Here is an 11,924-nt window from a genome sequence, read left to right as displayed (position 1 = left end):
AGAACAATTAATTAATACTGATAACACTTAATTTAGTGTAGCCTTATTTGCAAATATAAGCGCGCTGGGGTGACGATAAGGATTACCATTGGTCATATCTAAATGCTTTATCCAAAGCTTCCTATACTGCACCGAGAGCCCTAGCTGCTGATACTGCATAATAGACCACTTTTCACTAGGCTTATAAGCAATACCACCTAGCTGACAACTCTTTGCTCTATGCCAACCGGCTGGCGGCGACTCACCATGGGAAATAAATAAGTTAGGTGCTACAAAACCACTTTGTGCACACAGCCATGCTTGTTTAGTTTTAGGCAATGCATATTCATCTTCAAAACCGTTAAAGTGCATTAGCTCATGCAAAAATACACTGTAATTTGCTTTTGAGTTTATTAACATTGTTCCCTTAGTAACATTAGCCGTTCCCTCTTTGGGCATCATCACTATAAAATCAAAACCTTCCGGTAGCTGATCATTGAGTTTAGACGATTGCCAATCACATTTTGCTACCTGATTAACATTACTTTTGCACTCGAGTGTACCCGCTACATAAACTGGTTTTGAAAAGCAAAAAATATTATCGCGAGGCTCTGGTTGTTTGTTATAAGCATTAATAAACTCAGTAAGTTTATATAAGCCACTACGGTGGTCGCTCATAGTCAACACGTTGAACATACATTGCGTATTAGGCTTACTTATATTTTTTAAAGATGAAAAACCAAGATCATGAATAAACGCGGTAGATATTTTACTCTGTGGTGTTTTTAATTGAAGTTTAAGATGATTTAGCACATCCCCTGCTGGTAATTTATTTTTACTAGCAAGTAGTTTTAAGTCGCTCCAACGTGATTGTTCAAGCAACTTTGCTGCTAATATTTTACGCTCTGAAATTGTTAACTCATTTATACCTGAGAGCCAAAATTGTTTTGCAGTATCACTCTGATCTTTTTTAATAAGCCTAAGAGAATACATATATTGTGCTGAGGAAATTTGATTGCGAGCGAGTACAGCTAAAGAGGTATTTGGTAACTGCTCTAAATGAGCTGAGAAATAAACGGGTGAATTCCAGTAACTTTGTAGCACATTGGCTTTTGCATTTAAAACATGCCAAAAGCCAATAGCGCCAAGATGATTACTCGAGCCTGTAATTAACAAACAACAAAGTAATACACCTACTAATTTTAAACGCTTAACTTGCGTCAACACCTTCCATCAACTCAAGTTCTAAACGCGCATATTTGTATTCAATAAACTCGTGCACGTTAGTCGCAAGCGCAAGCCTAAAATAATCGGATGCTAAATACAGTTCACCCGCTGCTTGATGCATTTTAGCTAGGTAAAAATAAGCTTCACATAAACGCTGCGCATACTCTTGCTCAGTCCTAACACCATCACTAATGCCTGATAAAAACGCATGCTCAGTCATATCGCCCGTATAAAGAGAGATTAACTGATATGCCCATTGCGATTCATCAAGTGCCGTTGCATTCGTTTTAAGTGACTCAATTGCTGCTACTTTATCTTCTTGTGCACTTGCTAAATAAACCCATAACACACGGTATGGATCATTTGGAGAGCGCGCTAAAAATTCATCAAAGTCGTTTTTAGCAAGGCTTGGTCTATCACCGTAATAAAGGGCTATACCTCTATTTAAATAAGCATATTCATGCTCTTCATCAAGCTCAAGAGCTGAATCAAAAAACTCATAGGCTTTTTCGAACTGCTGCATTAGCGTGTGTTGAATACCTAAAAAATTATACACTTCGGCTAAGTCAGGTTTGAGTTTTACTGCACGATTAAAATCAATACGCGAAAGAGTAGTCATACCTAGGCTATCAAAAAGTACACCTCGGTCGTAATAAAGCTTAGCTTGTTGTTCTTCGCTCAAGTCGGCTCTGTTTAATAATTCAGAGTAACGAGCAATAGCAATTTCACTTCTAAAGTCAGAAGCTAACGGTGCTGTAAAAGGCACATTAACAATCGGGGTTGGTTCTGATTCTGTTGTAGTTTGACAAGCGCTTAAAGACAAAATAGCAAAAGATGCCAAAGCTAAATGTTTGAGTATCATTAAAATCCTTAATACCAAGATATATCGCGATTAATATAAGACAGACCTTGTCTAATAAGGTTTCATTAAAGCATAAAAAAAGGGGCTAAACAGCCCCTTTTTTACTATCTAGCTAATATAACTAGATTAATAAGTTAGCAATTACGCGTCAGCTGCAGGTGCTGCTGATTCCATTGCTTCTTTAATACTTAGACGTACACGGCCTTGGCGATCTACTTCTAGTACTTTAACTTTAACTTCTTGACCTTCAGAAAGGTGATCAGCAACGTTGTTAACGCGCTCTGTACTAATTTGAGAAATATGTACTAGACCATCTTTACCAGGAAGAATGTTTACAAACGCACCAAAATCTACGATACGTACAACTTTACCTTCGTAGATAGTACCTACTTCAAGTTCAGCTGTTAATTGCTCAATACGGCTAATTGCATTAGCTGCACTTTCGCCATCTGTAGCGGCAATTTTAATTGTACCGTCATCACCGATTTCAATCGTTGTACCTGTTTCTTCAGTAAGTTGACGAATAGTTGCGCCACCTTTACCGATAACTTCAGCGATTTTCTTCTGTGGGATCTTCATTGTGTAGATACGAGGAGCAAACATTGATAGCTCTTCAGAAGGAGCAGAAATCGCTTCGTCCATCACTTCTAAGATATGTAAACGTGCAGCTTTTGCTTGTTTAAGCGCAATTTGCATGATTTCTTGAGTGATACCTTCGATTTTGATATCCATTTGAAGTGCTGTAATACCAGCAGCCGTACCAGCAACTTTAAAGTCCATGTCACCTAAGTGATCTTCATCACCTAAGATGTCAGAAAGAACAACGAATTTATCGTCTTCTTTAACTAGACCCATCGCGATACCCGCAACAGACGCTTTAATTGGAACGCCAGCATTCATAAGTGCAAGTGAAGTACCACATACAGAAGCCATTGAAGATGAACCGTTTGATTCAGTAATTTCAGATACTACACGGATTGAATATGGAAATTCAGTCAATGTTGGCATTACTGCTTTTATACCACGCTTAGCAAGGTTACCATGGCCGATTTCACGACGCTTTGGAGAACCAACAAAACCAGTTTCACCTACACAGAATGGAGGGAAGTTGTAGTTAAGCATAAAGTGGTTTTTATGAGTACCCGTTAAATCGTCGATTAACTGTGAATCACGTTCTGTACCAAGTGTAGCTGTTACTAACGCTTGAGTTTCGCCACGAGTAAAGATAGCAGAACCGTGAGTACGCGGTAATACGCCAGTCATTACGTCTAGTGCACGAATCATATCTGGTTCACGACCATCAATACGTTTTTCGCCAGAAGCGATACGGCCACGAACGATTTTCTTCTCAAGTGAACCGAAGATTTTACCAATTTCTTGCTTATCTAAAGACTCGCCTTCAGCAAGTTCAGCAGTTAATACTGTAACAACTTCATCTTTAGCTACGCTAAGTGCTTCTTTACGCGCTACTTTATCAGTAATTAAGTAAGCTGCGCCTACTTTATCAGCGGCAATTGCTGCTACTTTATCTTCAAGTGCAACATTTTTAGCTGGTGCAGTCCAATCCCAAGTAGGCTTGCCTGCTTCTGCTTTAAATTCTTCAATTGCAGTGATGATCGCTTGAGATTGCTCATGACCATATACAACAGCGCCAAGCATTACGTCTTCTGCAAGTACGTTAGCTTCTGATTCAACCATAAGTACAGCTTTATCAGTACCGGCTACCACTAAATCAAGTTGGCTTTCTTCAAGCTCTTTTAATGTAGGGTTAAGTACGTATTCGCCGTTGATGTAACCAACGCGAGATGCACCAATTGGACCACTGAACGGGATACCAGAGATAGCAAGTGCTGCTGAAGTACCGATCATCGCAACCATATCAGGTTGAATTTCAGGGTTAACAGAAACAACAGTAGCAATAACTTGTACTTCGTTTACAAAACCGCTTGGGAAAAGTGGACGAATTGGACGGTCAATAAGACGTGCAATAAGTGTTTCGCCATCGTTAGGACGACCTTCACGCTTTAAGAAACCACCTGGGATACGACCAGCAGCGTACATACGCTCTTGGTAGTTAACTGTTAGTGGGAAAAAGTCTTGGCCAGGTTGTGCTTCACGCTTACCAACAACAGTTACTAAAACTGAAGTGTCGCCAATGCTTGCAAGTACAGCGCCGTCTGCTTGACGAGCGATTGCACCAGTTTCTAGAGTCACTGTATGTTGACCTAGTTTGAATTCTTTAATAATTGCTTGCACTTAAAATATTCCTTAAATGTATTCTAATAAGTTGTCATCAAAGTACCAATTACAGTACTTAATTGTATTCAGTTGGAAATCAATTAAGTACTACAATTGGCAATGATGTGAATAAGCGTAGATAAACCTTTTTACCTACGCGCATAGTATATACCAAAGCTGCTTCAAAATGCGAGTCTAGGGTGTGTTGATCTTTATGGATTGAAATTTGTTCAACCTAGCCACTAGATTTAAGCTGGGCTAATTAGCGGATAAATACAACAGCTACTGGTAGGCAATGAAATGGGGGTTATACCAATCTGCTTATGTATGGGGTCTATTTAACGTTAAGGAAATTACGCTAGAACTAGGCAAAAATTTTTGTATCTAGTTGTTCTAAATAAAAATTTTTAACAACGCTATAGTACAATTTAATTCGTTAAATTGATCAAAGATTTATGCAGGTTGGTATTATATTGCAATTCAATAGGTTTAAGAATTTTCTTAATTTGAAAACACAAATTTCAGGCACAAAAAAAGGAGCTAAAAAGCTCCTTTTTCTATAATCTAGTTCTTAGCGACGTAGGCCAAGTTCTTTGATTAACGCAGTATAACTAGTGATGTCTTTACCTTTAAGGTAATCAAGTAGTTTACGGCGAGTGCTTACTTTACGAAGCAGACCACGACGTGAGTGGAAGTCATGCTTGTGATCAGCAAAGTGACCTTGAAGCTTGTTGATGTCAAAAGTAAGTAATGCTACTTGTACTTCTGATGAACCTGTATCGCCTTCTGCACGTGCAAATTTAGCAATGATATCGATTTTTTCTTGATTGCTTAGTGACATAGTAACTCCAAAAATTAAATTTAAAAGGTGTCTTAGCCGATCACTAATTCAGCCAAAACGATTAAGCGGGCGTATTCTACCAACTGTAGGAATAACTACAAGCTAATTATCCCCAACTACAACTAATAAGCCACGGTTAGGCACATTAGTTGCTTATTCAGGCTTTACGTAATCGTCTTGCTGACTAGCAAGACCACGTTTAACCTTTAAATGACCGTTTGAGTTGCGCTCACCAGTACCAATAAACACACCATCTGCAACAACTTTAATTGCACCATCAGGTAAAGCGATTGATAATTCTACAGCTTGCCCGTGACTAAAAATCCCCCCTTGTTCTTTTGTAATTTCAACAACGGGTAAATCAGTTAAAGCAGTATCAATTGGTAGCAATAGCGAGTCTAAATAAGTTGAAGGCGCAAGCTCTTCTTCTTTCGCTTTAGCAAGCAACGCTTCAATCTCATCAAGCGAGACCATTTTATCTGCCGGATACTGACCAACAGCGGTTCTGTGGAGCATAATAACGTGTGCGCCACAGCCTAGGTTTTCGCCTAAATCATCAACGATTGTGCGAATGTAGGTCCCTTTAGATACATGGGCCGTCATTTGTAATACGTTGCTTTGTTCATCAAATTCGTCAAACGATAAGCTAAACACGTTTATTTTTCTGCATTTACGAGGTACTTCAATACCTTCTCGCGCGTACTTATATAACGGTCTACCTTGGTACTTAAGAGCTGAGTACATTGACGGATATTGTTCAGACTCACCAACAAAAGCAGCTATTTCTTTTGTTAGCTGTTCACGCGTTACGTTCACTTCTTTAGTGCTAACAATTTCGCCGTCAGAATCTGATGTTGTTGTACGTTCACCCAGCTGTGCACGAACGATATAGGTTTTATCAGTATCGAGTAAAAACTGCGTAAACTTAGTCGCTTCACCAAAACAAATTGGTAGCATACCTGTAGCAAGTGGATCTAAAGCACCTGTATGCCCAGCTTTTTGCGCAAAATAAACACTCTTTGCTTGCTGTAATGCTTTATTTGATGAAATGCCTTCAGGTTTGTTTAACAACAAAATACCGTCAACTGCACGGCCTTTACTGCGCTTTGCCATCTGTATCAGTGCCTTCTTCGCTATCTGTATCGTCTACGTGCTCAGTACCTTCTTCGCTATCTAAAACATCAGCAGCATCAACACTTTCTACGTCTTCATCAACATGCTTTGCGTTATCTTCGCGGATAATAGAATCCACTAAGTTAGAAATACGCATACCTTCCATTAATGAGTTATCAACTACAAACTTCAACTCAGGCATTATACGTGCACGGATACGCTTACCAAGTAACGAGCGAATATAGCCCGTTGCTTCATTAAGTACTTTTGCGCTTTGCTTTGCTGCGTCTTCATCTTGTGTGTTAAACACCGTGATGAAAATTTTGGCATAAGATAAATCGCGCGATACTTCTACCGCTGACACTGTCACCATACCTAAGCGTGGATCTTTAATTTCGCGTTGTAAAATTACAGCTATTTCTTTCTGAATTTGCTGTGCAACACGATCAGTGCGAGAAAATTCTCTCATTATACTTGTCCTAAAATAATAACTTATTGAATTTTAATAATAAGTTAACTAAATAATGGATATGCAAATGGGGGCTAAGCCCCCATTTAAAATCTTAGCGTAGAGCGTGTAGAACGTTCGGGCGTTAACCTTAAGCGTTCAATACACCCTAGTAACAATTATAGAGTACGTTGTACTTCAACTGTTTCAAATACTTCGATTTGGTCACCAACACGTACGTCATTGTAGTTCTTAACGCCGATACCACATTCCATGCCGTTACGAACATCAGCAACATCGTCTTTAAAGCGACGAAGTGACTCAAGTTCACCTTCATAGATAACCACGTTTTCACGTAGTACACGGATTGGAGCGCTACGTTTAATAACACCTTCAGTAACCATACAACCAGCGATTGCGCCAATTTTTGGAGACTTGAATACGTCACGTACTTGAGCAAGACCAATGATTTCTTGTTTAAACTCTGGCGCTAGCATACCTGACATTGCTTGTTTAACTTCGTCAATCAAGCTGTAGATTACGCTGTAGTAACGCAGGTCTAAGTTCTCAGTCTCGATAACTTTACGAGCTGAAGCATCCGCACGAACGTTAAAGCCAACTACAATTGCGTTAGACGCTGCAGCTAGTGTTGCATCAGTTTCGGTAATACCACCAACACCTGAACCAACAATCTTCACTTTCACTTCATCAGTAGAAAGTTTAGTTAGTGAATCAGAGATTGCTTCAATAGAACCTTGAACGTCTGCTTTAAGTACCACGTTAACTTCAGAAACATCGCCTTCAGTCATGTTAGTAAACATGTTTTCAAGCTTAGCTTTTTGTTGACGTGCTAGTTTAACATCGCGGAACTTACCTTGACGGTATAAAGCAACTTCACGCGCTTTACGCTCATCTTTAACTACAGTCGCTTCGTCGCCTGCAGCAGGAATACCAGAAAGACCTAAAATCTCAACTGGAATAGATGGACCAGCAGACTTAATGTCTTTACCGTTTTCATCGCGCATTGCACGAACACGGCCATACTCAAGACCACATAATACAATGTCACCTTGGTTAAGCGTACCAGATTGAACAAGTACTGATGCTACTGGACCACGGCCTTTATCAAGACGAGATTCAATAACAACACCAGCCGCCATACCTACAGTAGGTGCCGAAAGCTCTAAAAGCTCAGATTGGTTCAATACTGCTTCAAGAAGGTCGTCAATACCTAAGCCAGTTTTAGCTGAGATATGAACGTACTGCGTATCGCCGCCCCATTCTTCTGGAATAACATCTAGTACAGCAAGTTCGTTTTTAACACGATCTGGATCTGCGCCTTCTTTATCCATTTTGTTTACAGCAATAATTAAAGGAACGCCAGCTGCACGAGCATGCTGTACCGCTTCTTTAGTTTGTGGCATAACACCATCATCTGCTGCAACCACTAGGATTACGATATCAGTCGCTTTAGCACCACGAGCACGCATTGATGTAAATGCAGCATGTCCTGGTGTATCTAAGAACGTGATCATGTGACCGTTCACATCAACATGGTATGCACCAATATGCTGTGTAATACCACCGGCTTCGCCAGAAGCAACCTTCGCAGAACGAATGTAATCAAGAGTAGATGTTTTACCATGGTCAACGTGACCCATTACAGTTACTACTGGAGCACGAGGCTCTGACTTACCATCTTCATGGCGGTCATTAAGTACTGTTTGCTCTAATTCGTTTTCTTTAACAATGATAACTTTGTGACCCATTTCTTCTGCAACTAGTTGTGCAGCTTCTTGGTCAATCACTTGGTTAATAGTAACCATGTCACCCATTTTCATCATTGTTTTAACAACTTCAGCGCCTTTAACGGCCATGCGTGATGCAAGCTCGGCTACTGTAATTGTTTCGCTAATACGCACTTCATTTTTAACATCAACAGTTGGTTTTTGGAAACCATGTTGTAATGATGCTGGTGCTTTTAGCTTAGACTTATTACGGCCTCTTGACGCTGCAAATTTATCTTTTGCTGGCGCTTTTTTCTTTTTCTTAGCACGGCGTGTACCTTGCTCATCACGAGCATCGGCAACATCTTCTGCTTCACGTGCATAAGTAGAAGTCGTAAGATGGTGATCCGCTGTTTCTTCGCGTTTCTTACGTTCTTCTTCTTCTTTCTTCCAGCGTGCTGAGTTCTCTTCAGCTAGCTTTCTTGCTTCTTCTGCTTGACGTTTCGCTTCTTCTTCAGCTTTCTTCAATGCGGCCTCTTCTGCTTCTTTTTGCAGACGCTCAGCTTCTATGCGATCTTTCTCAGACTTAGCACTTTGCTCTGGGGTCATCTGCTTTTGTTTCGCTTTACGCTCTGCATCAGCTTTGCGTTTAGCTTCTTCTTTGGCTTTACGGTCAGCGTCTTCTTTCGCTTTGCGTTCTGCCTCTTGTTTCGCTTTTAATTCTGCGGCTTCTTGGTCAGCTTTTTGCTGCTCTTCAAGGCGCACTTTTTCTTCAGCAGCTAAGCGAGCTTGCTCTTGCTCTTGTTCCATTGCGCTTTTCTTCACGTAAGTACGTGTTTTGCGAACTTCAACTTGAACATCTTTTGCTTTACCCGTAGAGCCAGTCACACTTAGCGTGCTTTTGCTCTTACGTTGTAAAGTCATGCGCGCAGGGCCATCTGAACCTGTACCGCCATGATGCTTACTTAAATGATCAAGTAACGTTGCTTTTTCAGCTTCTGTTACATTATCAGTTGCTTGCTTAGTGATACCTGCTTGTGAAAACTGCTGTAGCAATTTATCAACAGTCGTACCTATATCGCCGGCTAGTTTTTCAACATTTACTTCTGCCATAGTGTGTAATACCTCCGTTAATAAATTACTCGTCTGCAAACCAACAAATGTTTCGTGCAGCCATAATCAGTTCACCCGCTTTTTCAGATGAAACTTCTGTGATATCAACTAATTCGTCAATACCTTGTTCTGCCAAGTCTTCAAGTGTAACAACACCCTTGCTTGCCATCACAAATGCTAAGTGACGCTCTAAGCCTTCAAGCGCAAGTAAGTCTTCAGCTGGCTCTGCGCCATCTAAGCTTTCTTCCGTTTTAAGTGCTTTAGTTGTCAATGCATCTTTTGCGCGTGAACGCAGTAAATCTACAGTCTCTTCATCAAGACCATCAATTTCTAAAAATTCAGACGCTGGTACATACGCCACTTCTTCAAGTGTCGAGAAACCTTCGTTAATAAGTAATGATGCAAACTCATCATCAATTTCTAAATTTTCAGTGAATAAGTTAAGTAACTTATCAGATTCAGCTTCATTTTTAGTACGCATGTCTTCAACAGTCATTACGTTTAGTTCCCAGCCAGTTAACTGGCTTGCTAAACGAACGTTTTGACCATTACGACCAATTGCTTGCGCTAGGTTATCAGCTTCTACAGCGATATCCATTGAGTGAGTGTCTTCATCCATTACGATTGAAGCAACTTCTGCTGGCGCCATTGCGTTAATAACAAATTGTGCTGGGTTGTCATCGTAAAGTACGATATCAACACGCTCACCGCCAAGTTCTGACGATACAGCCTGAACTCGTGCGCCACGCATACCAACACATGCACCAATTGGGTCAATGCGTTTGTCGTTAGATTTAACAGCAATTTTAGCGCGTGAACCTGGATCACGTGCTGCGGCACGTAACTCAATCATCTCTTCGCCGATTTCTGGCACCTCAATGCGGAATAATTCCATTAGCATTTCAGGTTTAGAGCGCGTTACAAATAATTGTGCACCGCGTGCTTCAGGCTTAACTTCATATAAAAGGCCACGAATACGGTCACCCGGGCGGAAGTTTTCACGTGGTAACATGTCATCACGGTAAATTACTGCTTCTGCGTTATTGCCTAAATCAAGAACAATAGAGTCACGCGTTGCTTTTTTAACTACACCTGTTACTAACTCGCCTACTTGATCTTTGTATGCATCAACAACTAAAGCACGCTCAGCTTCACGTACTTTTTGTACGATAACTTGCTTAGCCATTTGTGTTGTAATACGGTCAAATTTGATTGAGTCGATTTGTTCTTCAACATAATCACCCATTTGCAAATCAGGTTCTTCAACCTGTGCTGCTTCTAGAGTGATTTCGCTGTATGGATTCTCTAAAGAACCATCTTCTAATACAGCGGCAATCTGCCAACGACGGAACGTATCGTAATCACCGGTTTTACGGTCAATTGCTACACGTACTTCAATTTCGCCATCGTGTTTTTTCTTTGTCGCTGTCGCTAGAGCGAACTCTAGAGCTTCAAAAATCTTTTCTTTTGGAACCGCTTTCTCATTGGAAACGGCTTCAGCAACCAATAATATCTCTTTTGCCATGGGTAATGCCTCGCTTGCCCTATTCCTTCGCACTCGAATTTAAAACTTCGCGATTAAATTCGCACGTTCGATGTTACTAAGCATGATCAGATGCTCTTCACCATCGCTAGATAGTGTGATCATATCGTTGCTAACTGCTACTAAGTCGCCTTTAAAATTACGACGACCATCCTGTGGAAGTTTAGTACGCACGCGTACTTCCTCTCCTTGCGCCTGCTCGTAGTGATCTTGTTTGAATAATAGACGATCAACACCAGGAGACGACACTTCCAAATCATATTCATTTGTAATTGGGTCTTCGACGTCTAAAATCGCACTAATTTGGCGACTTGCATCCGCACAGTTATCAACTGAGATCCCATCCTCATGAGCAATATATACTCTTAAGGTAGAATGGCGACCCGCTTGCACAAATTCAAGACCATGCAACTCAAAGCCTAACATTTCTACCGCAGGCGTTAACATGGTTACTAAATCTTGTTCAAGTTTTGTCACGAAAATCCTCCATACAAACAAAAAAAGGGCTTATAGCCCTAAAATACTAAGTTTAAATTTTAATTTGATGACAATTGCCACAAATCGTAAGGTGCAGATACAACAACGCCCCGAACCAAGCGGGGCGTCACACCAATAAAGCATAAAACTGTGTGGCCTAGGGCCAAGCTTGGTTGCGAGTCAGTAAACTGACCTAATTAAACTACAATAGCCTAAAACGCAAAACGCGCATTACTTAGAATGCGCGATATAAATTAGTAAGGTAATACTTACTAGTAGAATTGGTTGCGGGAGCCGGATTTGAACCGACGACCTTCGGGTTATGAGCCCGACGAGCTACCAGACTGCTCCATCCC

9 protein-coding genes are annotated in these 11,924 nt (G+C 40.7%); all 9 read right to left on the bottom strand.

Annotated features, from left to right (window positions below; all coding sequences use genetic code 11):
* Positions 1 to 27 precede the first annotated feature (27 nt).
* Positions 28 to 1,203, bottom strand: a complete 1,176-nt coding sequence (locus I6F53_RS11295) for a hypothetical protein (protein WP_197239631.1) — start codon at positions 1,201 to 1,203, stop codon at positions 28 to 30.
* On the bottom strand, positions 1,190 to 2,068 hold the full coding sequence (gene nlpI, locus I6F53_RS11290) for a lipoprotein NlpI (protein WP_166419162.1): 879 nt from the start codon (positions 2,066 to 2,068) through the stop codon (positions 1,190 to 1,192). Before nlpI ends, I6F53_RS11295 begins: the two co-directional genes overlap by 14 nt.
* Positions 2,069 to 2,209: 141 nt before the next feature.
* On the bottom strand, positions 2,210 to 4,324 hold the full coding sequence (pnp, locus tag I6F53_RS11285) for a polyribonucleotide nucleotidyltransferase (protein ID WP_197239630.1): 2,115 nt from the start codon (positions 4,322 to 4,324) through the stop codon (positions 2,210 to 2,212).
* Between the two features lie 553 nt (positions 4,325 to 4,877).
* Positions 4,878 to 5,147 carry a 30S ribosomal protein S15 gene (gene rpsO / locus I6F53_RS11280; RefSeq protein WP_007585509.1) on the bottom strand — a complete coding sequence of 90 codons (270 nt, stop codon included), beginning with the start codon at positions 5,145 to 5,147 and terminating at the stop codon, positions 4,878 to 4,880.
* A 153-nt stretch (positions 5,148 to 5,300) separates the two neighbouring features.
* A complete protein-coding gene (gene truB, locus I6F53_RS11275; protein WP_197239628.1) occupies positions 5,301 to 6,260 on the bottom strand; it encodes a tRNA pseudouridine(55) synthase TruB in 960 nt (319 codons plus the stop codon).
* On the bottom strand, positions 6,244 to 6,729 hold the full coding sequence (rbfA, locus tag I6F53_RS11270; protein ID WP_197239627.1) for a 30S ribosome-binding factor RbfA: 486 nt from the start codon (positions 6,727 to 6,729) through the stop codon (positions 6,244 to 6,246). Before rbfA ends, truB begins: the two co-directional genes overlap by 17 nt.
* 158 nt (positions 6,730 to 6,887) lie before the next feature.
* Positions 6,888 to 9,548, bottom strand: coding sequence for a translation initiation factor IF-2 (infB, locus tag I6F53_RS11265; protein ID WP_166419165.1), 2,661 nt, complete (start codon positions 9,546 to 9,548; stop codon positions 6,888 to 6,890).
* Between the two features lie 25 nt (positions 9,549 to 9,573).
* Positions 9,574 to 11,073 (bottom strand): transcription termination factor NusA, encoded by a 1,500-nt coding sequence (gene nusA, locus I6F53_RS11260; protein ID WP_166419166.1) that lies wholly within the window; start codon positions 11,071 to 11,073, stop codon positions 9,574 to 9,576.
* Between the two features lie 39 nt (positions 11,074 to 11,112).
* Positions 11,113 to 11,568 carry a ribosome maturation factor RimP gene (gene rimP, locus I6F53_RS11255; protein ID WP_149594524.1) on the bottom strand — a complete coding sequence of 152 codons (456 nt, stop codon included), beginning with the start codon at positions 11,566 to 11,568 and terminating at the stop codon, positions 11,113 to 11,115.
* Positions 11,569 to 11,924: the final 356 nt, after the last annotated feature.

The organism is Pseudoalteromonas sp. SWN29, assembly GCF_015864465.1.
Lineage (GTDB): Bacteria > Pseudomonadota > Gammaproteobacteria > Enterobacterales > Alteromonadaceae > Pseudoalteromonas.
The sequence above is the reverse complement of the archived record's forward strand: the minus strand, read 5'-3'. Positions and strand labels throughout refer to the sequence as shown.